This is a genomic window from Kitasatospora sp. NPDC018058, assembly GCF_044327205.1.
GTDB lineage: Bacteria > Actinomycetota > Actinomycetes > Streptomycetales > Streptomycetaceae > Kitasatospora.
This window is the reverse complement of sequence record NZ_JBIRFA010000008.1, coordinates 36,174-60,063: the sequence shown is the minus strand read 5'-3', so window position 1 is coordinate 60,063 and position 23,890 is coordinate 36,174. Positions and strand designations below refer to the sequence as shown.

20 protein-coding genes are annotated in these 23,890 nt (G+C 72.8%); 12 read left to right on the top strand and 8 right to left on the bottom strand.

What is annotated here, in order from left to right; translation table 11 throughout:
• The first annotated feature begins 48 nt into the window (after window positions 1-48).
• Window positions 49-4,017: a beta-N-acetylglucosaminidase domain-containing protein gene (locus tag ACH4E7_RS13260; protein ID WP_396249159.1), complete on the top strand. Its 3,969-nt coding sequence runs from the start codon at window positions 49-51 to the stop codon at window positions 4,015-4,017.
• Between the two features lie 126 nt (window positions 4,018-4,143).
• On the opposite strand, the gene ACH4E7_RS13255 is transcribed toward ACH4E7_RS13260, so the two are convergent.
• Complete coding sequence (locus tag ACH4E7_RS13255; protein ID WP_355671783.1) at window positions 4,144-4,788, bottom strand: HNH endonuclease; 645 nt, start codon at window positions 4,786-4,788, stop codon at window positions 4,144-4,146.
• A 492-nt stretch (window positions 4,789-5,280) separates the two neighbouring features.
• On the opposite strand from ACH4E7_RS13255, the gene ACH4E7_RS13250 reads away from it, so the two are divergent.
• A complete protein-coding gene (locus ACH4E7_RS13250; RefSeq protein WP_396249158.1) occupies window positions 5,281-6,438 on the top strand; it encodes a mechanosensitive ion channel family protein in 1,158 nt (385 codons plus the stop codon).
• 97 nt (window positions 6,439-6,535) lie between these two features.
• Here ACH4E7_RS13250 and ACH4E7_RS13245 read toward each other — a convergent pair whose 3' ends face one another.
• Together ACH4E7_RS13245 and ACH4E7_RS13240 are read right to left on the bottom strand one after the other, a co-directional pair.
• On the bottom strand, window positions 6,536-7,777 hold the full coding sequence (locus ACH4E7_RS13245; protein ID WP_396249157.1) for a tetratricopeptide repeat protein: 1,242 nt from the start codon (window positions 7,775-7,777) through the stop codon (window positions 6,536-6,538).
• Between the two features lie 36 nt (window positions 7,778-7,813).
• Window positions 7,814-8,035: a hypothetical protein gene (locus ACH4E7_RS13240; protein WP_396249156.1), complete on the bottom strand. Its 222-nt coding sequence runs from the start codon at window positions 8,033-8,035 to the stop codon at window positions 7,814-7,816.
• Window positions 8,036-8,459: 424 nt separating this feature from the next.
• On the opposite strand from ACH4E7_RS13240, the gene ACH4E7_RS13235 reads away from it, so the two are divergent.
• The 8 genes from ACH4E7_RS13235 to ACH4E7_RS13200 all read left to right on the top strand — a co-directional run bounded on the left by ACH4E7_RS13235 (window position 8,460) and on the right by ACH4E7_RS13200 (window position 17,938).
• Entirely contained in the window at window positions 8,460-9,650 is a 1,191-nt protein-coding gene (locus tag ACH4E7_RS13235; protein ID WP_396249155.1) for an ROK family transcriptional regulator, read from the top strand.
• Between the two features lie 107 nt (window positions 9,651-9,757).
• Window positions 9,758-11,113 carry an extracellular solute-binding protein gene (locus ACH4E7_RS13230; protein WP_396249154.1) on the top strand — a complete coding sequence of 452 codons (1,356 nt, stop codon included), beginning with the start codon at window positions 9,758-9,760 and terminating at the stop codon, window positions 11,111-11,113.
• Between the two features lie 27 nt (window positions 11,114-11,140).
• Window positions 11,141-12,169 carry a carbohydrate ABC transporter permease gene (locus ACH4E7_RS13225; protein WP_396249153.1) on the top strand — a complete coding sequence of 343 codons (1,029 nt, stop codon included), beginning with the start codon at window positions 11,141-11,143 and terminating at the stop codon, window positions 12,167-12,169.
• 21 nt (window positions 12,170-12,190) lie between these two features.
• On the top strand, window positions 12,191-13,099 hold the full coding sequence (locus ACH4E7_RS13220) for a carbohydrate ABC transporter permease (RefSeq protein WP_396249152.1): 909 nt from the start codon (window positions 12,191-12,193) through the stop codon (window positions 13,097-13,099).
• Window positions 13,099-14,412: a 6-phospho-beta-glucosidase gene (locus ACH4E7_RS13215; protein WP_396249151.1), complete on the top strand. Its 1,314-nt coding sequence runs from the start codon at window positions 13,099-13,101 to the stop codon at window positions 14,410-14,412. Before ACH4E7_RS13220 ends, ACH4E7_RS13215 begins: the two co-directional genes overlap by 1 nt.
• 145 nt (window positions 14,413-14,557) lie before the next feature.
• Window positions 14,558-15,577: an N-acetylglucosamine kinase gene (locus ACH4E7_RS13210; RefSeq protein WP_396249150.1), complete on the top strand. Its 1,020-nt coding sequence runs from the start codon at window positions 14,558-14,560 to the stop codon at window positions 15,575-15,577.
• 147 nt (window positions 15,578-15,724) lie between these two features.
• On the top strand, window positions 15,725-16,315 hold the full coding sequence (locus ACH4E7_RS13205; protein ID WP_396249149.1) for a hypothetical protein: 591 nt from the start codon (window positions 15,725-15,727) through the stop codon (window positions 16,313-16,315).
• 528 nt (window positions 16,316-16,843) lie between these two features.
• Window positions 16,844-17,938, top strand: a complete 1,095-nt coding sequence (locus ACH4E7_RS13200; protein ID WP_396249148.1) for a hypothetical protein — start codon at window positions 16,844-16,846, stop codon at window positions 17,936-17,938.
• 95 nt (window positions 17,939-18,033) lie between these two features.
• On the opposite strand, the gene ACH4E7_RS13195 is transcribed toward ACH4E7_RS13200, so the two are convergent.
• Together ACH4E7_RS13195 and ACH4E7_RS13190 are read right to left on the bottom strand one after the other, a co-directional pair.
• Entirely contained in the window at window positions 18,034-18,699 is a 666-nt protein-coding gene (locus ACH4E7_RS13195; protein WP_396249147.1) for a response regulator, read from the bottom strand.
• Window positions 18,696-19,886 (bottom strand): sensor histidine kinase, encoded by a 1,191-nt coding sequence (locus tag ACH4E7_RS13190; protein ID WP_396249146.1) that lies wholly within the window; start codon window positions 19,884-19,886, stop codon window positions 18,696-18,698. The genes ACH4E7_RS13195 and ACH4E7_RS13190 overlap by 4 nt, the downstream gene beginning before the upstream one ends.
• 134 nt (window positions 19,887-20,020) lie before the next feature.
• Between ACH4E7_RS13190 and ACH4E7_RS13185 the strand changes: the two genes are divergently transcribed.
• Window positions 20,021-20,932 carry an ABC transporter ATP-binding protein gene (locus tag ACH4E7_RS13185; protein WP_396249145.1) on the top strand — a complete coding sequence of 304 codons (912 nt, stop codon included), beginning with the start codon at window positions 20,021-20,023 and terminating at the stop codon, window positions 20,930-20,932.
• A complete protein-coding gene (locus tag ACH4E7_RS13180; RefSeq protein ID WP_396249144.1) occupies window positions 20,929-21,789 on the top strand; it encodes an ABC transporter permease subunit in 861 nt (286 codons plus the stop codon). The genes ACH4E7_RS13185 and ACH4E7_RS13180 overlap by 4 nt, the downstream gene beginning before the upstream one ends.
• A gap of 12 nt (window positions 21,790-21,801) precedes the next feature.
• Here the strand turns inward: ACH4E7_RS13180 and ACH4E7_RS13175 are convergent, their stop codons facing one another.
• From ACH4E7_RS13175 to ACH4E7_RS13165, 3 genes are all read right to left on the bottom strand, one after another.
• Window positions 21,802-22,365, bottom strand: a complete 564-nt coding sequence (locus tag ACH4E7_RS13175; RefSeq protein ID WP_396249143.1) for a DUF4291 domain-containing protein — start codon at window positions 22,363-22,365, stop codon at window positions 21,802-21,804.
• A gap of 81 nt (window positions 22,366-22,446) precedes the next feature.
• The gene (locus tag ACH4E7_RS13170; protein WP_396249142.1) at window positions 22,447-23,007 is read right to left on the bottom strand and encodes a hypothetical protein; all 561 of its coding nucleotides are present in this window, start codon (window positions 23,005-23,007) and stop codon (window positions 22,447-22,449) included.
• A gap of 56 nt (window positions 23,008-23,063) precedes the next feature.
• The gene (locus ACH4E7_RS13165; protein ID WP_396249141.1) at window positions 23,064-23,825 is read right to left on the bottom strand and encodes a tyrosine-protein phosphatase; all 762 of its coding nucleotides are present in this window, start codon (window positions 23,823-23,825) and stop codon (window positions 23,064-23,066) included.
• Window positions 23,826-23,890 lie beyond the last annotated feature (65 nt).

The following is a 23,890-nucleotide window of genomic DNA, read 5'->3' as shown; positions in this document are numbered from 1 at the left end:
TGGTGGGGTTGCTCGCGTTGTGGTCCAGGCCTGTTCGAGGAGGCTCCTGTGCAAGCCCGTGTGTCCGTTGTGGCCGGGCGGCGGCTGCGGCAGCAGTTGGAGCAGAGTCCGGCGCTGCGGGAGGTGCTGCAGCATCCGGCCGCGCTGAGTGCGCGGCGGGCCACCGCACGGACGTGTCGCCAGCTGGCGCCGAGGACCGCGGACCGGCTGATCGCCGATCTGAAGGGGACGGAGCCGCTGTTGGCATCGGTGCGGGCGGAACGTGCGGCGGGGCGGCCGGGGCGGCGGGCGATGCAGATCGCGGCCGGGGTCGCGGCCGCGGCGGTGGTCGGCGGGCTGTTGGCCGGGCCGATGCCGTCGGCGGCGTACGCGGCGACGCCCGGACCGGACGTGGTGAGCACCGCGCCGCAGACTCCGCTGGGCAGCGTGACGAACCCGCAGGTGTTCCCGCACCCGCAGGAACAGACCGTGGCGGGCAAGGCCGTCACGGTGCCGGCCGCCGTGACGCTGGTGCCCGCGCCCAAGGTGGACCGGGGCGCGGTGGACGCCGTGCGCGAGGTGCTGGCCGTCGCCGGGGCCACCGCGGTGACCCCGCAGCCGGACGGCGGGACGCCGGCCGCCGGCTCGCTGGTGGTGTACGTCGGCGGGGCCGCCGAGGACGCCGGGGGCGAGGTGGACCGGACGCTGCGCCAGCTGGCCGCCGCGGCCGGCGCCAAGGACGGCTCCGGGCCCTCGACCGACGGCATGACGGCCGGCGGCTACGTACTGTCGGCGGGTCAGCTGCCCGCCCAGGGCGGCGGGACGTACGGCGCGGTGGTGCTGGCGGGCGTGGACCCGGCCGGCACCTTCTACGCCGCGCAGAGCCTGCGCCAGCTGCTCGCCGCCGTACCGGCCGGGCAGGGCCAGGCGCCGGGCGCGGCCGGGCTCGGCCTGCCCGGGATCACGCTGCGGGACTGGCCGAGCGGGGCGGCGGTGCGCGGCACCGCGGAGGCGTTCTACGGCACCCCGTGGAGCGCCCAGCAGCGGCTCGACCAGGTCGACTTCCTGGGCCGCTCCAAGCAGAACTTCTACCTGTACGCCCCCGGTGACGACCCGTTCCGGCTGTCCCGCTGGCGCGACGCCTACCCGGCCGCCCAGCAGTCGGATCTGCGCGAGCTGGGCGACCGGGCCCGGCAGAACCACGTCACCCTCGGCTACGCGATCGACCCGGGGCAGTCGCTCTGCTTCAGCTCCGACGGGGACGTCAACGCGCTGGTCGCGAAGCTGGACGGGCTGCGCAAGCTCGGCTTCACCGCCTTCCAGCTGCAGTTCCTGGACGTCAGCTACGACGAGTGGCACTGCGACGACGACCACGACGCCTACGGCAGCGGTCCGGCCGCTGCCGCCAAGGCGCAGGCCGCGCTGGTCAAGAAGGTGCAGGACCGGCTGATCGCCAAGAACCCGGGCCTGGCGCCGCTGTCCATCGTGCCGACCGAGTACCACAAGCAGGGCACCACTCCGTACCGCAAGGCGCTGGCCGACGCGCTGCCGAGCGGTGTGCAGGTGGCCTGGAGCGGCGGCGGGGTGATCCCGGAGAAGATCACCGGTGCCCAGACCTCCGACACCGGCAGCCTGTACGGGCACCCGCTGGTCACCATGGACAACTACCCGGTCAACGACGCCAGCCCGGACCGGCTCTTCCTCGGCGCCTACACCGGCCGCGACCCGGAGGTGGCCACCCGCTCGGCGGTGCTGCTGACCGGCGCGATGCAGCAGCCGGTGGCCTCCCGGATAGCGCTCGCCACGGCCGGCGACTTCGCCTGGAACCCGACCGGCTACAAGCCCGACGACTCCTGGCAGGCCGCGGTGCGCTCGCTGGCCGGGCCGACCGGCGCCGGCGCCACGCCCGCCGGGTCGGCGCTGTCCGCGGTGACCGCGCTGGCCGGCAACAGCACCTCCTCGCCGCTGTCCAAGCAGGAATCCGGCTACCTGGCGCCGCTGCTGGACCGGTTCTGGGCGGCCGCCGAGCCCACCTCCGGCGCCACCCCGGACCTCGCCAAGCTGATCGAGGCCGCGGCCCCGCTGCGGGACGCCTTCTCCGCGATGGCCACCGCCCAGCAGACCCTCTCCGGCACCCAGGCCACCGCCCAGCTGGCCGCCGAGGCCGGGCCCTGGCTGGGCCCGCTGCACGACTACGGGCTGGCCGGGCAGGCCGCGCTGGACATGCTGCTGGCCCAGAAGGGCGGCGACGGCGGGGCGGCCTGGAAGGCCCGGGTGCAGCTCAACCGGCTGCGCGCCCAGCTCTCCCAGTCCCCGGCGACCATCGGCCCGGGGGTGCTCGACCCGTTCCTGGACCGCGCGGTGCGCGCCGCCGACAACTGGTCCGGCGTGGTCAGCGGCGGGGTCACCCCGACCACCACCATGGGCACCGCGCACGACCACCTGCCCGCGCTGATGACCGACGGCCAGGCCGACACCTTCTACTGGAGCTCCGCTCCCCCGCAGCCCGGCGACTCGGTCGGCGTGGACCTGGGCGCAGGCCGGCCGATCAGCGGCGTCACCGTGCTGATGGGCGGCTGGGGCAACGGCCCGGACGCGCAGACCGCCGTGGACGACTACATCCGCGACGGCGTGCTGGAGTACAGCACCGGCGAGGGCGGCTGGCAACAGCTCGCCGTGGTGAAGAACCAGAAGACGGTCAGCGCCCAGCTGCCGCCCGGCACGGTGGTACGGGCGGTGCGGCTGCGGGCCACGGCCGCGCAGAAGACCGCCGTCGCGGTGCGCGAGTTCACCGTCACCGCCCCCGACGACGCCCCGGCCAGCGTCTCCGGCGGGCCCGCCGCGCTGCCCGGCTCCTCGGCCGCGGCCGTACTGGACGGCAACCCGGACACCGCGTACCGCGCCGCCAACCCGCCCACCGCGCAGGACCAGCCGCTGACCGTCGAGCTCGGCAGCGCCCGTCCGCTGGACCGGCTGACCGTGCTGACCGACCCGACCGTGCACGCCACCGCCACCGTCGCGGTGCGCCGCGCCGACGGCACCTGGACCGACATCGGCACCGTGCAGCCCGGCTACAACGAGCTGCCGGCCGGCGGGCAGCTGGCCGACGCCTTCCGGCTGACCTGGAAGCCCGGCGGCGACCCGCCGGTGGTCAACCAGGTGATCCCCTGGTACGCGGACGTCCCGGCGGCCCGGCTCGGCCTGGCCGACCCGGCGCTGGACGTGGTCACCGGCGCGGCCTCGCCCACCAAGACCCAGGCCACCGTCGAGGCCGGCCGCCCCGAGGGCACCACCGGCGAGCTGCGCACCGAGGTGCCGGCCACCGCCAAGGGCCTGACCGTGACCCCGGCCGGCTCGGTGACCGTGCCGCGCGGCGGTCGGGTGGGCGTGCCGCTGCTGGTCACCGCCGCGCCGGGGACGCCGTCCGGGACGTACCAGGTGCCGGTGTCGTACGTGGCGGGCGGCACCACCGTGAAGCAGGTGCTGCAGGTGCACGTGGTGCCGCCGACCTCCGGGCCGGACCTGGCGGTGGGCGCGAAGGCCACCTCCTCGGGCGACGAGACGCCGGCCTTCCCGGCCTCGGCGGTCTCCGACGGAGACCCGAAGACCCGCTGGTCCTCGCCGGCCAAGGACGACGCCTGGGTGCAGCTGGAGCTGCCGCAGACCGTCCACCTGGGCGCGGCGGTGCTGCACTGGCAGTCCGCGTACGCCTCCTCGTACAAGATCCAGGTGTCGCCGGACGGCAGCACCTGGACGGACGCGGCGACGGTGGACAACGGCAAGGGCGGGGACGAGACGGTGCGCTTCGACGCCTCGGGCGTCCGGTTCGTCCGGATGCAGGGCGTGGCGCGGGCCACCAAGTTCGGCTACTCGCTGTACGGCATCGAGCTGTACGCCGTCACCGCTCCGGTCACCCCGCAGCAGCCGCCGTCGACCACCCCGCCGGCCCAGCCGGGCCAGCCGAACCCGGGCCAGCCGAACCCGGGCCAGCCGGGCGCCACGCCCACGACGACGCCGGCGGCGCCTCCGAAGCAGTAGGAGGCCGCCGGGCCCGAAAAGGGGCGCCGGAACGCGGCGGGCCGCCGGGCTCCCCGGTGCGGGGGGCGCGGCGGCCCATGAGGCGCGTACCGACGTTGTGACGGGCGGGCCCTTGTGGAGCTTCGGTCAGGCGGAGAGCGGTTCGGGCTGCTCGCCGCGGCGGACGGGGGCGGGGTGGGCGCCGTGCGCCCGGCCGATCGGGACGGAGTGGTTCGGCTCGGTATGGTCGTGGTGTTCGTACTCGCCCCACTGTGGGGCGCGCAACTGGTCGCCGCCGCCGTACGGCTCCAGGTAGGGCCGCCAGCGCGGGTCCTTGATCCCGGTGCCGATGATCCGCCAGGCGAGGCCGCTGGGCGGTGCAGGCGGGCGCTTCATCCGCCAGCCGAGTTCGGTGAGGTGGCGGTCGGCCTTGGTGTGGTTGCAGCGGCGGCAGGCTGCCACCACGTTGTCCCACCGGTGCTGGCCACCCCGGCTGCGCGGGATGACGTGGTCGACGCTGGTGGCGGCGGCCCCGCAGTAGACGCAGCGACCGTGGTCCCGGGCGAACAGCGCCCGGCGGGTGAGCGGGACGGGCCCGCAGAAGGGGACCCGGACGAAGCGGGTCAGTCGGACGACGGACGGCGCCGGAAGGGCGCTGGTGGCGCTGTGCAGAGTGACTCCCGATTCCTCCAGGCTGACCGCCTTGTGGTTGAGGACCAGGATGAGTGCGCGGCGCATCGATACGACGCCGAGTGGCTCGTAGGACGCGTTGAGGACCAGGACATGCGGCACGGATGCCTCCTTGGACGCCTGCGGCGCGTGGCTCGCGCCGGGACGAGCGGTTGGATCGCACAACGAGTGCGCGATCTCCCCCAGTGTCGCCTTACGCCTTCGTACGGCGCCACCACTCCTGTGTAACGGACCTGACGCGAACTCCGGGTGTGGTCTCTGTCATACCCGGCATGCCCTGGGGAAGGTTGGGTTGCGCCCCGGTGCCGCCGAGGCCCGGCCCGTCTCCCGCCCGGGGGGACGGCTCGGCCGGTCGGAGCAGCGCCGTGGGCCGTCCGGCGGCGGCGTCTCGGCCGTTCGGGCGCCGTTCCGGGTGGCGCGCGGTCGGTGCGCGGGGGGAGCGCACCGGGGCGTTGACGGGGCGTCCGGGATGGTGCGTACGCCCTTCGGCGTGTCGGGGCGGGTGTTCGGTAACGGATAGGCTAAGACGTACGGTCCGCGGGCCGCTTGCGGCGGCGCGGTCCCGTCACGCCCCCAGCAAGGAAGGTCCCGCACGTGTTCCGCTCCGGCGCCACCGGTCTGACCGACGCGTCCTCGACGCTCTCCACCCCGACGCCGGCCCCCTCCCCCACCGCGCCGGCGCTGCCGCAACTGGACCTGCGCATCCCCACCAGCACGCAGGAGGTCACCGACACCACCAAGCAGGCGGCCAGCTGGTTCGACACCCACTGGCAGAGCTGGCTGGCGGGCGGTCTGCGGATCGTCTTCATCGTCGTGCTGGCGATGGTCCTGCGGACCGTGGTGAACAAGCTGATCACCCAGCTGATCGCGCGGATGGCGCGCAGCCACGAGCACCGGGAGGAGAGCCGGCTCGGCGGGCTGCTGGCCAACCACGGGGTGGTGAACCCGGAGCGGCGCCAGCAGCGGTCGGAGGCGATCGGCTCGGTGCTGCGCAGCGTGGCCTCGTTCAGCATCCTGGGCACGGCGGCGCTGATGGTGCTCTCCGCGCTCGGGGTGAACCTGGCGCCACTGCTGGCGAGTGCCGGTGTGGCCGGTGTGGCGATCGGTTTCGGCGCCCGCAACCTGGTGACGGACTTCCTCTCCGGGGTCTTCATGATCATGGAGGACCAGTACGGCGTCGGCGACGACGTCGACACCGGGGTGGCCACCGGCACGGTGCTGGAGGTCGGGCTGCGGGTGACCAAGCTGCGCGGGGCGAACGGCGAGATCTGGTACATCCGCAACGGCGAGGTGAAGCGGATCGCCAACATGAGCCAGGGCTGGGCGACCGCCTCGGTGGACGTGCAGGTCGGGTACAAGGAGGACCTGCAGCGGGTCGAGGACCTGATCCTGGAGACGGCCGAGTCGCTGGCCAAGGAGACGCCGTACGACGAGTTGGTCTGGGCGCCCGTGTCGATCCTGGGCGTGGAGTCGGTGGCGGCGGACTCGGTGATGGTGCGGGTCGAGGCCCGGACGGCCCCGGGCAAGGCGTCGGTGGTCTCCCGGGCGCTGCGCCAGCGGCTGAAGTCGGCCTTCGACCTGGCCGGGATCAAGGTCAAGGAGGAGGCCACGGCGGTGGCCGCCGGGGTGGCGATCGCCGCCGCCGAGCCCTCGCCGCCGTCGGCACTGTCCGACCCGACCTCGCCGCGGTACCGGGCGGCCGAGCCGATCCCGCTGCCGAAGCCGCCGACGGACGACCTGACGAAGCCCTGACGCCCGGCCCGGTCCCGACAGGCGGCAGGCGGCAGGCGGCAGGCGGCAGGCGGCAGGCGGCAGGACGGGGGTATCAGATCGGCTGAATACACCTTCCCTACCGAGGGACCGGCGGGAGGTTCGTGAGCATGCGCAGAGCCTGATCACGCGCGCGGAAGCCGAAGCTGATGAGGGTGACGCTCTCTCCGGGACTGAGCGGCGTCCGGCCGTGCGGCGTGAGCGCGCCGTCGAATACGACACAGTCACCCACGCCGAGATCGCATTCGAGATAGCCGTCGGCGTTGATGAAGACGGTGGTGCTGACCCCGGACTGGCCGGTGGGGCGCTCGTGCTTGAGGCAGAGGATCAGGTTGGCCTCACCGAAGCCGGACTCGTCCACGTGGAAGTCGAGGAACTGCCCCTCCTCGTAGTCGATGTAAACGCCGGTGTGCGGCTGCTCGACTTCCAGGCCAGTGGACCGTGCTACGACTGCGGCGAGATCGATCTGTGCGGCGAAGCGGTTCGCGGCGTCGCCGACGGCCGCGTTCCACTTGCCGTTGTGGAGGTATCCGTCAGCGGCGACGGCTTTCTCGGACTCCTCCGCCATAGCGGCGATCAGCTCAGCGGGGAACGACTGATCACGCAGATGGCGCGGGTACACGCGCTGGTGTGCGGTGAGCCCGCGCACAGCGTCCCGGAGGTTGGGGAAATCCTCTGCCCACCGGGCCGGCGTCCGGGCCGTGGTGCGGGACTGGAGCCATGAGGTCCACTGACCGCTCCACTGGCGCGGCACCGCGCCGCCTGCCGCCGATGCGTCGGCCTGGCCGATCAGCATCTCCACCCGGACGAGTGCGGCCTGCGTGGACTCGACCAGCCCGGCGTCCTCCTTGGCGATCCGCAGCCGCAGCGCTTCTTGGAGATGGGCCCGGGCATCCGCAAGGTCGCCGCGCTCCATGAGGTGCTTTCCGGTGTGCTGAAGCGCAAAGTCAACCAGTTCCGGGTGCTGGTTTCGCGCGGTGTTCAGGGCACTGCGGTAGAGCGCGTCCGCAGTCCGCACGTCACCGGCGTAGCGGTGCGCGTCGCCGAGGTTGAGCCCGGTGGCGACGACGGCCCGGGTGTTGCCAATCGCTGCGGCGAGGTCGAGCGACTGCCGGAGAATCGCACGGGCCTCCTCGTGGTTGCCCAGGCACATCTGGCCGATGCCGATCCACCTGGTCAGGACCCGAGCACGCGCGGGGTCCCTTCCCTCGGGCAAGGCCCGCAGTTCCTCGTGGAGTTGGCCGATCGCGGCGGTCAGCTTGTTCCGGTCGGTGGGGACCATCCGCAGGCTGTCGTCGTGAGTGATGAGGTGATCAAGCACTTGACCCTCCGTCGTTCGGTTCTACTCAGCGTGGCACTACAGCTGGTCGGTCTGGTGACGCAGGTCGGCCAGCAGCTCCACCCCGTGCGGGGAGAAGTGCTCAGGCAGGAGTTCGAGTTCGCGCATGAGGTAGCGGACGGCCGGCAGCCCCTCGTCGTAGGCGCTCTGGAAGCTCAGGCGCTCTGGCGCGCCTGTCGGCGGAGGAGCAGCGCGAGGGGGTTCTGCACTGCTCGTATTGGAGTGCGTGGGAGTGTCCAACGACGCGGGACACCATTCTCATCCGTTCCCTGATCGCCCTGCATTGCGCTCCGTTCCGCCGCGATGACGATCGTGGCGGCACGGCGAAAGCTAGTGTGATTGACCCATAGCCTTCCATCCTCTGCGCAAGGAGTCGGTCTGGCCGACTTCCTGCGCAGGGGACGGACACTGCCGTCGCCGCTTCGGCCGTGCCGAAGCGGCGACGGATGTCAGGACGTGGCCTGCTGGGCCTTGGGGCGGCGGCCTCCTCATCGGAGGAGGCCGCCGCGCCCGTTTTTCGTGCGGGCCGACCGGTAACGCTTCGGCATCCTCGGCTGCGCCGGCCATTGACACCCCGCCGAGGCGGACCGTACGGTCCTTTTCAAGGGACTGGAAAGTTTCCTAACAGTTCCCGTTCGTCGGCCGAAAGGGGAGGATTCCGGGCATGACCAAGAGCACCGCCAAGGCCCCCCTCGCCGGCACCCCGAGCCTCCTGCGTGCCATCAACGACCGTGCCGCCCTCGAACTCCTGCTGGCGAACGGCCCGCTCTCGCGCACCCGGATCGGCACCCTGACCGGGCTGTCCAAGCCCACCGCCTCCCAGCTGCTGGCCCGCCTGGAGGCGGCCGGGCTGGTCCTGCCGGTCGGCACCACCGAGGGCGGGCCGGGCCCCAACGCGCAGCTGTACCAGGTGAATCCGGCTGCCGGATACGCCGCCGGGCTGGACGTCACCAACAGCGGGGTCCGGGTCGCCGTCGCCGACATCACCGGCACCACGCTGACCGAGCACGCCGTGTCGACCAGGGGCGTCCCGGCCGCCGAGACCGTCGCCACGGTCGCCGCCGCCGTCGCCGAGGCCGTCCGGGCCGCCGGGCTGCCCGAGGGGAGCCTGCGCACCGTCGCGATCGGCGTCGGCGGCGCCCCCGACCCGGTCACCGGCAAGCTGCGCTACGCCTCCCACCTGCCGGGCTGGCACTCGCCGCGGCTGGTCGAGGAGCTCTCCGAGGCGATCGGCGCGCCGGTGTCGATCGAGAACGACGTGAACCTGGCCGCCGTCGCCGAGCAGGCCTCCGGCGCGGCGGCCGGCTTCGAGGACTTCGTCCTGCTCTGGGCCGGGGCGGGCACCGGCGCCGCGATCGTGATCGCCGGGCGGCTGCACCGCGGCTTCACCGGCGGCGCCGGGGAGGTCGGCTACATGCCGGTGCCCGGCTCGCCGGTCGAGTGGGACGCCCGCCGGCGCAAGTTCGGCGGCTTCCAGGCCCTGGTCGGCGCACCCGCCGTCCGGGCACTGGCCCGTGAGCACGGCCTCGGCGCGCCCAGCGCGGAGGAGTCGATCGCCAAGGCCCTGGCCACCCCGGGTGCCGGCGACACCTTCCTCACCGAGCTGGCCGGGCGGCTCGCCGTCGGACTGGCCGTGATCGTCGCCGTGGTCGACCCCCGGCTGGTGGTCCTCTCCGGCGCGGTGCCGAGCGCCGGCGGGGAACGCCTGCGCGCGCGCGTCGAGGACGAGCTGGCCCGGATCTGCCTCGCCCGGCCGGAAGTCCGCAGCAGTGCCCTGCCCGGCTCACCCGTCCTGCTCGGTGCCCTGCAACGCGCCCTCGCCGACGCCCGCGAGGCGGTCTTCTCCACCCACTGACGCTCCCCCTGCCACCCGACGCTCCCACCTGCGCCACCTCTCCCCGACCCCCTACGCGGGACCCGAGGCGATGACGCCTGCCCGCGCACCCCCAGGAGGACCCCGAAGTGCACGCCACCACCTCCCGCAGAGGCCGCCGGACGATCGCCGTCGTCGCCGGCAGCGCCGTGCTGGCCCTGCTCGCCACCGCCTGCACCGGCTCCGACGACGCGGGCGGCACCGATGACTCGGCCGGCGGCAAGGACGTCACCATCACCTTCTGGCACGGCTGGAGCCAGGACAACGAGACCAAGGCGATCGACGACACCATCGCCGCGTTCGAGAAGACCCACCCCACCATCCACGTCAAGACCGTGGGCAACATCGCGGACGACAAGCTCAACCAGGCCCTGCGGGTCGGCGGCGACGACGCGCCGGACGTGGCGTCCTCCTTCACCACCAACAACGTCGGCATGTTCTGCTCGACCAAGGCCTTCATCGACCTCAAGCCCCTGCTGCAGAAGAGCGGCATCGACGCGGCCAAGACCTTCCCGGCCACGATGCTCGACTACACGCGGTTCCAGGGCGACCAGTGCTCACTGCCGCTGCTCGGCGACGCCTACGGCCTGTACTACAACAAGAAGGCCTTCGCCGCGGCCGGCATCACCGCTGCGCCCAGGACCTTCAGCGAGTTCGCCGCCGACGCCAAGAAGTTGACCATCGCCGACGGCGACTCGTACAAGCAGCTCGGCTTCATGCCGCTGTACCACGGCTACGAGTCCACCACCGAGCACTTCCTCGGCCAGTACGGCGCCGCCTACTTCGGCGCCGACGGCAAGTCCACCATCGCCACCGATCCGAAGGTCGCCGCGATGCTCGACTGGCAGAAGGGGCTGGTCGACCAGCTCGGCGGCTACGCCAAGCTGGAGAAGTACCGCGCCACCTTCGGCGAGGAGTTCAGCGCCAAGAACCCGTTCCACACCGGCCAGGTCGCGATGGCCGTCGACGGTGAGTGGCGCACCGCCTCACTCGCCGAGAGCAAGCCCGACTTCGACTGGGCCACCGCGCCGTTCCCCGTCCCGGACGATCAGGCCGACACCTACGGCCGCGGCTACCAGACCGGCACCATCGTCGGCATCGCCGGCACCAGCAAGAAGCAGGCCGCGGCCTGGGAGCTGGTCAAGTACCTCACCACCGACACCGACGCGGTGGTCGGCTTCGCCAACGCGATCCACAACGTGCCCAGCACCTTCGACGCGCTCGACTCGCCGAAGCTGGTGGTCGACCCGAACTTCAAGACCTTCCTGGACGTCGCCAAGAACGCCCATTCGAGCACCACCCCGGCGGCCGTCAACGGCAGCGGCTACATCTCCACGCTGCAGAACCTCGGCTACGACTACGAGTCCGGCAAGCAGACCGACCTGAAGGCCGGCCTGGCCGCCACGGCCAAGCAGATCGACACCGACATCGCCCAGGCCAAGTGAGCGGCGGGCACGGTCCACGGAGCTCCCATGTCCATCGCGTTCGGCACCCGCAAGGGAAGCGCCCCCGAGGGCGGCGCGCCCGAGGGCACTGGACCGGCCGACCCGGCGGCGTCCTCCACGCAGCACCTGCTGCGCCGGAAGCGCCGTCGGGAGGCGGCCCGCGTCCTCGCCTTCCTCTCACCCTGGCTGATCGGCTTCAGCGTCTTCTTCGCCTACCCGCTGATCTCGACCGTCTACTTCTCCTTCACCCGGTACAACGGCTTCGGCGCACCCGAACTCAACGGGCTCAAGAACTGGGACTACGTCTTCAACGAGCTGCCGACCTTCTGGCAGGGCCTGCGCAACACCCTGTGGCTGGTCGTCGTCATGGTGACCCTGCGGGTCGCCTTCGGCCTCGGCGTCGGGCTGCTGATCACCAAGATCAAGACCGGCGTCGGCTTCTTCCGGACGGTCTTCTACCTGCCCTACCTGGCCCCGCCGGTGGCCGCCACCGTCGCCTTCGCCTTCCTGCTCAACCCGGGCACCGGGCCGCTCGACCACCTGCTCGGCGAGCTCGGCCTGCCGCAACCCGGCTGGTTCGCCGACCCGGACTGGTCCAAGCCGGCGCTCACCGTGCTCGCCATGTGGGGCGTCGGAGACCTGATGGTCATCTTCATGGCCTCGCTGCTGGACGTCCCCAAGGAACAGTACGAGGCGGCCGAGCTCGACGGCGCCGGCCCGTTCCAGAGGTTCCGCTACGTCACGCTGCCGAACATCTCGCCGATCATCATGTTCGCGGTGGTCACCGGGGTCATCCAGACCATGCAGTACTACACCCAGGCGATCGTCGCCGGGAAGGTCGCCAGCGGCATCGCGGGCAACTCCGGCCAGCAGTTCGAGCCGGGCTTCCCGCAGGGCTCCACCTGGACCCTGCCGCAGATGGTCTACAACCTCGGCTTCCAGCGCTTCGACTACGGCGCGGCCTGCGTCGTCGCCCTGGTGCTGTTCGCCATCTCGATGGCCGTCACCTCGATCCTGCTCCGCCGCCGCTCCGGCTTCATGGCGAGCGACGACTAGCGGCCCCCTGAGGACCCCACCATGACTCTCAGCTCCACGCTCACCGAGGCACCCTCCCCGTCCGGCGCTGCCCGGGCCGGCGGCCCCGCCGCCCGGGCGGCCCGGCGCCGCGCGGCGCTCAACTGGGTGGCCGTGCACTCGCTGGCCGTCGCAGCCGCGCTGTTCTTCCTGCTGCCCTTCGTCTTCGTCTTCCTCACCTCGGTGATGGACGACCGGCAGGCGCTCACCACCGACTACTGGCCCACCCACTGGGAGTGGGGCAACTACGGCAAGGTGTGGGACACCCCCGGCTTCCTCACCTGGTGGCGCAACACCCTGGTGTACGCCGGCGCCGGCACCCTGCTGACCGTCGTCTCCAGCCTGCCGGTCGCCTACGCGCTCGCCAAGTTCCGCTTCCGCGGCCGCAATCTGGCACTGATGGCGGTCATCGCGATGATGATGCTGCCGCCGCAGGTCACCGTCATCCCGATGTACCTGTTCTGGGCCAAGCAGATGGGCATGGGCGGCTCGCTCTGGCCGCTGATCATCCCGATGGCCTTCGGCGACGCGTTCTCGATCTTCCTGCTGCGCCAGTTCCTGATGACCATCCCCAAGGAGTACGTCGAGGCCGCCCGGATCGACGGCTGCGGCGACCTGCGCACCCTGCTGCGGGTGGTCCTGCCGATGGCCAGGCCGGCCATCGCCGCCGTCGCCCTGTTCCAGTTCTTCTACTGCTGGAACGACTACTTCGGCCCGCAGATCTACGCCAGCGACAACCACCAGGCCTGGACGCTCAGTTACGGCCTGGAGTCGTTCAAGGCCGCCCACCACACCAACTGGAACCTCACCATGGCCGCCACCCTGCTGGTGATGGCACCGGTGATCGTCCTCTTCTTCTTCGCACAGAAGGCCTTCATCGAAGGCGTGACACTGACAGGGGTCAAGGGCTGATGTCCGCCACACTCACGTCCGGCAGTCCCTCGCTCAAGCTGGCCGTCGTCGGCGGCGGCTCGACGTACACCCCGGAGCTGATCGACGGCTTCGCCCGGCTGCGCGACACCCTGCCGATCGGCGAGCTGGTGCTGATCGACCCGGCCGCCGAGCGGCTGGAGCTGATCGGCGCCCTCGCCCGGCGGATCTTCGCCAAGCAGGGGCACGACGCGGTCGTCACCGTGACGACGGACCTGACGGCGGGGGTCGCGGACGCCGACGCCGTCCTGCTCCAGCTGCGGGTCGGCGGGCAGGCGGCGCGCGACCGGGACGAGACCTGGCCGCTGGAGTGCGGCTGCGTCGGCCAGGAGACCACCGGCGCGGGCGGGCTCGCCAAGGCGCTGCGCACCGTCCCGGTCGTGCTGGACATCGCCGAGCAGGTCCGCCGCACCAACCCGGACGCCTGGATCGTCGACTTCACCAACCCGGTCGGCATCGTCACCCGGGCCCTGCAGAACGCCGGCCACAAGGCCGTCGGGCTGTGCAACGTCGCGGTCGGCTTCCAGCGCACGTTCGCCGCGCACCTGGGGGTGGACCCGGAGCTGGTCCGGCTGGACCACGTCGGGCTCAACCACCTGACCTGGGAGCGCGGGGTCACCCTGCTCGACGCGCCCGGTTCCGCCACCGGGCGGGAGGTGCTGCCCGCACTGCTGCGGGACTTCGGCAAGGAGATCGCGGACGACCTCCACCTGCCGCAGGCCTTCGTGCAGCGGCTCGGCGTGGTGCCCTCGTACTACCTGCGGTACTTCTACCAGCACGACGCGGTGGTCGAGGAGCTCACGGCGCAGGGCTCGCGGGCCGCGCAGGTCGCCGAGATCGAGCGGCAGCTACTGGAGCTGTACGCCGACCCCGGTCTGGACACCAAGCCCGAGCTGCTCGGCAAGCGCGGCGGGGCGTTCTACTCGGAGGCGGCCGTCCAGCTCATCGGCTCGCTGCTGGGCACCGGCGGCGGGACCTCCGTGCAGGTGGTGAACACCCGCAACGACGGCGTGCTGCCGTTCCTGCCGAACGACGCCGTCATCGAGGTCCCGGCCGAGGTGGACGCCGACGGCGTGCGGCCGTTGCCACGGCGGCCCGTCGAGCCGCTGTTCGCCGGGCTGATCGCCGCCGTCACCTCGTACGAGCACCTCGCGCTCGACGCCGCCCTGCGCGGCGGCCGTGGCCGGGTCTTCGACGCCCTGCTCGCCCACCCGCTGGTCGGCCAGATCGAACTCGCCGACCGGCTCACGGACCGGCTGCTCGCCCACAACCGCGAGCACCTCGCCTGGGCCTGATCGGGCCGGTGCCCGGCCCGCCACGGATCGTCACGGATCGCGGGCCGGGCACCGCGAGGAGACCGACCATCCCCGGCCGGGGTCTACGGCCGGGGCACCCCGGCCGGGGCTCACGGCCGGGCCACGTACGACCCGCGGGGACCTGATGACCCACCAGCCCGAACCACTCCTGCCCGGCGTACTCGCCATCGACGCGGGCAACTCCAAGACCGACGTCGCCCTGATCGGCGCCGACGGCACCGTCCTGGGCACCGCCCGCGGCGGCGGCTTCGCACCCCAGAAGATCGGCGGCGCCGCAGCCGTCGCCGGCCTCGCCCCGCTGGTCGAGGAGGCCGCCGCGGCGGCCGGCCACCTCTCCTGGCACGGCCTGCTCACCAGCCACGTCAGCGCCTGCCTGGCCAACGCCGACCTCCCGGTCGAGGAGGAGGCACTGCGCACCGCCCTCGAATCGCACCCCTGGGGCGCCAGCAACACCGTCGTCAACGACACCTTCGGCCTGCTGCGGGCCGGCACCGACGGCCCGCGCGGGGTCGCCGTGGTCTGCGGCGCCGGGATCAACTGCGTCGGCCTGCTGCCGGACGGGCGCACCGCCCGCTTCCCCGCCCTCGGCGAGCTCACCGGCGACTGGGGCGGCGGCTTCGGGCTCGCCATCACCAGCATGTGGCACGCCGTCCGCTCGGAGGACGGGCGCGGCGGGCCGACCGCGCTGGCCCGGGCCATCGCCGAGCACTTCGGCCTGCCCAGCGCCGGGGCCGTCGCCGAGGCCGTCCACCTGGGGCACCTGCCGAGCACCCGGCTGCACGAGATCGTCCGGCTGCTGTTCGCGGTCGCGGGCGAGGGGGACGCCACCGCCCTGGAGCTGATCGACCGGCAGGCGGACGAGATCGTCCGGCTGGCCGTCGTCGCGCTGAGACGGCTGGACCTGCTGGACGCGCCCACCCCGGTGGTGCTCGGCGGCGGGGTGCTCGCCTCCCGACAGCCGCTGCTGCTCGACAACCTCACGGCCCGTCTGGCCGAGGCCGCGCCGCTCGCCGAGCCGCGGGTGGTCGTCGCGCCGCCCGTCCTGGGCGCGGCGCTGCTCGGGCTCGACCACCTGGGCGGGGACCCGAAGGCCCGGGCGCGGGTGCGCGAGGCGTACGAGGCACAGCGGCCGGTCGCGGCCTGAGGCCTTCCCGGTCGTCGGCCGCGCCGCCTCCCCGAGACTTCCCGCCCCCGCCGGATCCGCACGTCCGGCGGGGGCGGGAACCGTTCACCGCGCGCCGGTCGTATACCCGAGTGCAGATCATCGCCGCCGCCCGGGGAGACTTGTGCCATGGCCGTGCCCCGCATCCTCCTCGCCGCCGCCGCGTTGACCGGCACCGCGCTGGCCTGCCTCACCGGCTGCACCCCCGCCGACTCCCGCCCGACAGTGGCCGCGGCCTCCTCCGCCGCGGCCCTCGCCGACGACGGGGCCGACGACCTGCTGGACGACGATGACGACCTCGTCGACGACGCGGCCGCCGACTCCCCGGTCGCGAGCACCGTCGCCGCCCCCGCCCCCAGCGACCCGTGCCCGGCGCCCGGCCGGCCGCCCGGCCACCAGGTGTTGATCATCGTCTCCGCCGACCCGGGCGACCTCACCGCCCAGCCCGCCCGCTACACCTGCGACCCGCCCCACTACGAGGCCACCGGCACGCCCGTCCACTACGGCTTCGCGGCGTCCGGCGTGACCGCGACGCTGGTCGACCGCCCGCACGAGGACGCGGCGAAGCCCGTCCAGCTGGACGAACTGGTCACCCACCTCAACGACTGCCTCGCCGACCGCGACCCGGCCGACCCGTACGCCTGCTACGGCAACGCCTACGACGTGGTGCTCGACTCACACGGGCGGATCATGCGGATCGCGGAGATCGAGGAGCAGTAGGGGGCGGTCCGCTCGGCTCAGGGCTCAGGAGGGCGGCGGCCTCGGCCGGCATGGTCAGGGTCCGGCCGCCGGGGGGCGGCTTGCTGGACCAGGGGTGCACCTGGACGGGTGTGCGGACAAGGTAGGGCACCGGCTCGGGGGCCGGGAAGGGGTGGTTGTGATCGTCCGGTGCAGGTCGCGGGGAGGACTCGGGGGGACGAATACGGTGTAAACGCTCCCCTCAACTGTTGAGATATGGCTTCGCTACGCGTGTCAACGGCCCGCCAGCTGCGGCCTTTTGACTTTCGATACGTTCAGCGGGTGTTTCCTTGGGGCTCGTCTTACTGTCGCCGTCGTTGACCCGGTTTCGGCGGCGGTGCTTTGCTTCCGGCCGTCGGCAGTGAACCGGTCCCCCATCCCCACTTCACTGACTGTTCATGACGAACAGCCAGTGACTCCGGGCCACCGTCGTTGCTCCTCCCCATTTGTCCCCCACAGTGCCGCCGCGCCCTACCGGTGTGCGGTCGGCATGAGAGAGGAACCCTCACGATGGGCATGTCCCCCACCTCCCGCCGGGCGCGAGTCCGGGCCCTGACCGGGCTCAGCGCGCTGGCGCTGGCCGCCACCGGTTTCGCCGCCGCTCCGGCCGCCCAGGCGGACCAGCCGAGCAACGAGTTCGCCGGGAACAGCCACCCGTACCGGCACGGCGTCGTCCCCACCAAGGAGGCTGCCAAGACCGCTTCCGCGCAGCGTACGTCGAACCTGAAGTTCGGCGGCGGCGTCGACGGCATCGGTGTCACCACCGGCGCTCCGAAGGTCTACGTGGTCATCTGGGGCTCCCAGTGGGGCACCGCGGGCACCGACGCCAACGGCTACACCACGATGTCCGGCGACCCGTCGGGCGAGGCCGTCCGCGCGCAGCAGCTGTACAAGGGCCTGGGCACCAACAACGAACTCTGGTCCGGCGTCCTGACCCAGTACTGCGAGGGCGTCGCCAAGGGCTCCACCACCTGCACGTCGACCGCCCCGCACGTCGGCTATCCGACCGGCGGCGCGCTGGCCGGCGTCTGGGTGGACAACTCGGCCGCCGCGCCGGGCCAGGCCACCGGCAACCAGATCGCCACCGAGGCCATCGCGGCCGCCGGGCACTTCGGCAACACCACGGCGGCCTCCAACCGCAACGCGCAGTACATCGTGCTCTCGCCGACCGGGACCCACCCGGACGGCTTCAACACCTCCACCGGCAACTTCTGCGCCTGGCACGACTGGAACGGCGACACCACGCTGAGCGGTGGCGCGGCCACCTCGCCGTACGGCGACGTGTCGTTCAGCAACAACCCGTACGTGACCGACATGGGCACCTCCTGCGGCCAGAACTACGTCAACAGCGGCAGCGCGGGCCTGCTGGACGGCGTGACCATCGTGTACGGCCACGAGTACGCAGAGACCGTCACCGACCAGAACCCGGCCGGCGGTTGGACCGACTCCTCCGGCGCCGAGAACGGCGACAAGTGCGCCTGGAAGGGCACCGGCGGCACCGGCGGCGCGCAGAACGTGAACTTCTCGACCGGCTCGTTCGCCATGCAGGCGACCTGGTCGAACGCGGTCAGCGCCTGCCAGATCTCGCACGCGATCGTCCCCTGAGGCATCGCCTATGACGATCTGACACAGGGGTAGAGCGCCGGGGTGGGTTGTGCGGGCCCACCCCGGCGCTCGTCGCGTTCCCCGGGGGGATGTCTCTAGGAGGGCGCGACGAGGCCGAACTCGTAGGCCTGGATGACCAGATGGACCCGGTCGCGGGCGTCCAGCTTGGTGAACAGCCGGGCGACGTGCGCCTTGGCGGTGGCCACGCTGATGGTGAGCTCCTCGGCGATCTCCGCGTTGGACAGGCCCCGGCCCACCAGGGTCAGCACCTCCCGCTCGCGCTCGGTGATGCCCTCGACGACGGCTCGCCGGGGCCGGTCGGCGGCGGCGGTCTCCGGGCGGGCGGCGAACTCGCCGATCAGGCGGCGGGTGATCCCGGGGGCGATCAGGGCGTCCCCGGCGGCGACGACCCGCACGCCGTCCAGGATGGTCTCCAGGGCGAGGTCCTTGACCAGGAAACCGCTCGCCCCGGCGCGCAGCGCGCCGTACACGTAGTCGTCGTCGTCGAAGGTGGTGAGGACGAGCACATGGGTGGGCAGTCGGGGGTCGGCGGTGATCCGGCGGGTGGCCTCGATGCCGTCCATGCCGGGCATCCGGATGTCCATCACGGCGACGTCCGGGCGCAGCCGGGCGACCAGCTCGACGGCCTCGGCGCCATTGCCCGCCTCGCCGATCACCTCCAGGTCGGGGGCGTCGGCGATCAGCACCCGCAGGCCGGTGCGGATGAGCGGCTGGTCGTCGACCAGGACGACGCGGATCACGGTCCCACCTCCAGGGCGGCTGTTTCGGGGATCGGCAGTCGGGCGGCGACGCGGAAGCCGCCCTCGGCGCGCGGGCCGGCGCTGAACTCGCCGTGCAGCAGGGCGACCCGCTCGCGCATGCCGGCCAGGCCGTAGCCGGTGCCGGGGGTGGCCGTCTGCGCGCCCGCGCCCAGATCGACGACGGTGACGGCGAGTTGCTCGGCACCGTACTCGACGGTGACGTGGCAGTCGCGGGTGCCGGAGTGCTTGACCACGTTGGTGACCGCCTCCTGGACGATCCGGTAGGCGGCGAGGTCCACTTCGGGCGGCAGGGTGCGGGCGGCGCCGCGCCGGGTGAGCGCGACCCGCACCCCGGCGCCCGCCGCCTTCTCCGCCATCCGGTCCAACTCGTCCAGCCCCGGGGCGACTTCGAGCGGCGCCGACTCCCCCTCGCCCTGCCGCAGCGCGCCCAGCATCCGGCGCAGGCCGGCCAGGGTCTCCCGGCTGGTGGCCTCGATGGCGTTCAGCGCGTTGCGGGTCTCGGCGGGCTGGGTGTCCATGACCCGACTGCCCACGCCGGCCTGGATCGCGATGATGCCGATGTTGTGGGCGACCATGTCGTGCAACTCGCGGGCGATGCGCAGCCGTTCGGCGGTGACGGCCTGTTCGGTGGCGCGCCCGCGCAGGGCCTCGGTGTGGGCGCGGCCCTGGTGGATCGTGTTGCCGACCAGCCAGGCGATCGCCACGGTCGCGGCGAGGCCGGCGTAGGCATACGGGTTGACGGCGTAACCGTTGAAGGTGCCCCAGACGTACAGCCCGGCGAGCACGGCCAGCGGCATCGCCACGGCGCCCAGCGAGACCAGGCGGGTCCGGGTGGCCGCGCAGTAGCCGACCAGCGTGTCGGCGATCAGGAACTGCAGCGGCGCGGTCTCCGGGACCCCCCACATCCCGAGCGCGAAGACGCCGCCCGCCAGCGCCACCGCGATGGCCGCCAGCGGCAGCCGGACCAGCAGGAACGCGACCAGGGTGGTGACCACGGCGGTGACCACCAGCGGCATGTCCTCCGGGTTGCCGTGGTAGTCGAACAGGTGCCGCAGTTCGTCGGCCCGGGTGAAGAAGCGGAACACCACCAGGGCCGTCCAGAACGCCGCCACCCACACGCCCGCGGGCAGGCGCCTGAGCAGCGGCGGGCGGGGTTCGGTGATCATGACGCGATGGTAGCGGCGGGCGGTACGACGGCGCATTGGCCCGCGGGAGTAATCCCGGGGGCGGGTGCGACCGCTCCTGGTTGTGTCCCGCCGCCCGATGCCCGACCACGGTCCTGACCGGCACCGTTGTCCCCGTGATCGAGATCGAGCGACTGACCAAGCGGTACGGCGCCACCACGGCCGTCGACCAGTTGACCTTCACCGTCCGACCGGGCGCCGTCACCGGCTTCCTCGGCCCCAACGGCGCGGGCAAGTCCACCACCCTGCGGATGATCCTGGGCCTCAACACCCCCACCGGGGGCGCCGTCACCGTCGACGGCGTGCCCTTCGCCGGCCGGCCGCGCGGCCTGCGGCACGTCGGCGCCCTGCTGGACGCGGGTGACGTGCACGGCGGGCGCAGCGCCAGGGCGCACCTGTCGGCGCTCGCCCGCAGCAACCGGATCCCGCTCGGACGCGTGGACGAGGTGCTGACGGAGGTCGGCCTCGGCAAGGCCGCCGGGCGGCGGATCGGCGGCTACTCGCTGGGAATGAAGCAGCGCCTGGGCATCGCCGGCGCGCTGCTCGGCGACCCGCCGGTGCTGCTCTTCGACGAGCCGCTGAACGGGCTGGACCCGGAGGGGGTGCTGTGGGTGCGCGGGCTGTTCCGGCGGCTCGCGGACGAGGGGCGGACGGTGTTCGTCTCCAGCCACATGATGGCCGAGATGGAGCACACCGCCGACCACCTGGTGGTGATCGGACGGGGACGGCTGATCGCGGACGAGAGCCTGGCCGAGTTCTCCGCCCGCAACGCGGAGTCGAGCGTGGCCGTACGGGCGCCGGAACTCTCGCGGCTGGCCGCCGACTTGCGCGCCGAGGGAGCCGAAGTCGGCTTGGTCGAACCACAGTTCGGGATCGTCACCGGAATGCCAGCCGAGCGGATCGGTGAACTCGCGCTGCGCCACGGCGTGGTGCTGCACGAGCTCGCCAGCCGGACGTCGTCCCTGGAGTCGGCGTTCATGTCCCTGACCGCCGACAGCGTCGAGTACCTGGCAGGAGAGACCCGATGAGCACCATGACCCTGATCCGCACGGAGGCCGCCCGCGTCACCGAACCGGCGCCCCGGTTCACCGACCTGCTCGCCGCCGAGTGGATCAAACTGCGCTCGCTGCGGTCGACGTACTGGGTGCTGGCGCTCGCCGCGCTGGTGGCGATCGTGATCAACATCAACGCCGTGCACACCGACCTGACGTACATCGACCACCCGCCGGCGCCGATGCCCGGCATGAGGCCGCACAAGTACGACCCGCTGTTCCACGGTCTCGGCAACATCGCCGCCGACCTGATGGCGGTCGCGGCCGGCAGCCTCGGCGCGATCACCGTGTTCGGCGAGTACACCACCGGAATGATCCGCACCACCTTCGCCGCGGTGCCGGACCGGCGAGGCGTGATCGCGGCCAAGGTGCTGCTGATCAGCGGGATCACCGGGCTCGCCGGGGCGGCGGTGTCGACGGTGTCCTTCTTCGCCACCAACGCGATGCTGGCCTCCCGGCACGTCGGGCTCTCCATCGCCGACGAGGGCTGCCTGCGGGCCGTCCTGTCCTACGCGGCGATCGTGCCGACCTGCGCGCTGATCGGGATGGCGCTGGGCGCGCTACTGCGGCACGCCACCGCCTCGATCGTGTCGCTGGTGATGCTGATGTTCATCATGCCCCTGATGTTCGGCGGGGACCGCTACCGCTGGCTGAAGGAGATCGGCACCCACCTGCCGCTGGCCACCGTTCAGCGGCTCACCATCAACCCCAACTCCTCGGCCACGATGGGGAAGTACGCGCCGAGCGTGCTGGACTCCTGGGTCACCATGGGGGTGTGGGCGCTGGTCGCGGTGGTGACGACGACGGTCGTGGTGCGGCGCCGGGACGTGTGAAGTTCCAGCTGATCATCGGATGTTGAGGCGCCGCGCGGTCTCGGCGGGCAGCGGGTACGGACGCTCGGGCGGCAGCAGGCGCTGCGCCTTCGCCGCCTGCCCGCCTCGGACCAGCGCGGCGATCCGCTGCACCTGCGGGGTGAGGTCGGTGAGTTCAGTGACCCACTCCTCGGCGAAGGTGCGGATCAGCGAGCGGCCGACGCCGACCTGGATGCTGTACTGGTTCAGCGCCGCCCCGCGCAGCGTCCGCTCCGGGTCCCACTGCACGTGGACCTCGGCGCGGGCCACCTCGTCCGGATGGGCGGTGGTCAGCACGGCCCGGCCGAGCGCCTCCTCCCAGCCCTCCCGGGTGATCCGGACCGCCAACACCCTGGTCTGGCCCGGCTTCTGGGCCCAGTTGCTGCGGTGCATCAGCCAGCGGAACGAGGGCTTGATCCAGGTCATCCGTCGGAAGCTGAACGGCGGCACGAAGCGGCCCGCCGCCAGGGCGGCGTCGGCGACGGCCGGCGGATAGGCCTGGTAGAGCACGATCGTGCGGGCGTCGTGGTCGGCGCGGATCTCGCGCAGTGCGGTCATCGGGACACCTCCTGACCGGGCACGGTGCCAGGGCGGGAGGGGGCGGCGCAACGGGATTGTCGGGCCACCGGACCGCCGGGGCTACGGGATGAGCTGGGCACCGATCATGCCGTGCCCGGCCTCGACGGTGGCGCGCCAGACCGGGACGACGGCGTCGAAGAGGCCGGAGACGTCGTCCGTCCCCCGCAGAACCTCCAGTGCCCGCTCCTCCGCCGCCGCCCGGGCGGCGGCGTCCAGGTCGAACACCGCCTCGACGGCGGGCAGAGCGGCCCGCACCTCGGCCGGGGTGAGGACGATGTCCCCGAACCAGCCGGGCAGGCCCGCCAGTCGCTCGGGACCGAGGGCGTGCGCCAGGCCGAGCACCGGGTAGCGGTTGCGGGCGGAGACGCAGACGTACGGGCCGATGTCCTTCCCGCAGTCGTTCCAGGCGTCGTACAGCCCGTCGGGGTCCTGCCCGAGCGGCCCGACCGCCAGCCACTCCAGCTCCTCCGGGCCCAGCCCGTCCCGCCGCCAGCGGCGCAGCAGCTCGCGGTTGTCCGGGTCCGCGGCGTGCTCGTCGAGGAGCGCCCGCAGCCTCGGACCGTGCCGCTCGACGGCGTCGGCGGGCGCGGGGATCAGGAACCACATTCCGGAGTAGCTCATGCCCCGGCAGCGTAGGCGCGGCCACAGACAGCCGGTGGCGGTGCCGGGTGGGTGCGTCAGGCGACGGTAACGGCAGCCTTGGCGAGGAAGGCGCCCAGGGTCGCGGCCGGGACGCCGCAGGCGGGGAGGAAGGCGGCGGCGCCGCCGTGGTGGGTGTGGACGCGGTGGAGGAAGACGGTCATCGCCTCGGCCGGGGCCTCCAGCAGCGGGGCCGGGATGGAGAGGTGGCGGCCCTCGGAGTCGGTGACGCGGGTGGCGCCCTGCCTGTTGAGGGCGGTGCGGTGGCGTTCGGCGAGGTTGGCGAAGATCTGCGGGAGGGCCTCGGCGGTGCGGGCGTAGTCGGCGACGATGAGGTCGGCGGGGACGCCGAGGAGGTCGAGCAGCAGAGCGGTCAGCAGGCCGGTGCGGTCCTTGCCGGCGGCGCAGTGGAGCAGGACGGCGCCGGGGCGGGCGGCGGCCTCGACGGCGGCGGTGACGGCCTCGGGGGCGGACTCGGCGAGCAGCACGTAGAACTCGCCGAGGTCGGCGGCGGTGGTCATGGTCGCCATGCGGGCGGTGAGGGCGTCGGTGGCGGGGTTCACCGGGGCGGCGACGACGGCTATCCCGGCCTCCTCGGCGGCGGCCCAGTCGGCGGGGTGGGTCTCGCGGGGGTCGCGCAGGTCGACGATGGTGCGGATGTCGCAGGCGCGCAGCTGGGCGACGACGGTCTCATCGGCGGCCGGGTAGGGCTGGGCGGAGCGGTAGAGCACACCCGGGCGGATCCGCAGGCCCTCGGGGTCGCTGAGGACGGCGGAGTCGCGGAAGTTGACCAGGGACATGGCGAGGGGCCTTTCGGGTGAAGCCGCACGGCGAGCAGATGGGACATCTAGACGTCTAGATGTCT

Coding starts and splice junctions, on each gene's coding strand:
- ACH4E7_RS13220 (WP_396249152.1), top strand. CDS start 12,191: ATGACTCTCAGCTCCACGCTCACCGAGGCACCCTCCCCGTCCGGCGCT.
- ACH4E7_RS13175 (WP_396249143.1), bottom strand. CDS start 22,365: ATGACCGCACTGCGCGAGATCCGCGCCGACCACGACGCCCGCACGATC.
- ACH4E7_RS13205 (WP_396249149.1), top strand. CDS start 15,725: ATGGCCGTGCCCCGCATCCTCCTCGCCGCCGCCGCGTTGACCGGCACC.
- ACH4E7_RS13180 (WP_396249144.1), top strand. CDS start 20,929: ATGAGCACCATGACCCTGATCCGCACGGAGGCCGCCCGCGTCACCGAA.
- ACH4E7_RS13165 (WP_396249141.1), bottom strand. CDS start 23,825: ATGTCCCTGGTCAACTTCCGCGACTCCGCCGTCCTCAGCGACCCCGAG.
- ACH4E7_RS13170 (WP_396249142.1), bottom strand. CDS start 23,007: ATGAGCTACTCCGGAATGTGGTTCCTGATCCCCGCGCCCGCCGACGCC.
- ACH4E7_RS13225 (WP_396249153.1), top strand. CDS start 11,141: ATGTCCATCGCGTTCGGCACCCGCAAGGGAAGCGCCCCCGAGGGCGGC.
- ACH4E7_RS13200 (WP_396249148.1), top strand. CDS start 16,844: ATGGGCATGTCCCCCACCTCCCGCCGGGCGCGAGTCCGGGCCCTGACC.
- ACH4E7_RS13210 (WP_396249150.1), top strand. CDS start 14,558: ATGACCCACCAGCCCGAACCACTCCTGCCCGGCGTACTCGCCATCGAC.
- ACH4E7_RS13190 (WP_396249146.1), bottom strand. CDS start 19,886: ATGATCACCGAACCCCGCCCGCCGCTGCTCAGGCGCCTGCCCGCGGGC.
- ACH4E7_RS13215 (WP_396249151.1), top strand. CDS start 13,099: ATGTCCGCCACACTCACGTCCGGCAGTCCCTCGCTCAAGCTGGCCGTC.
- ACH4E7_RS13235 (WP_396249155.1), top strand. CDS start 8,460: ATGACCAAGAGCACCGCCAAGGCCCCCCTCGCCGGCACCCCGAGCCTC.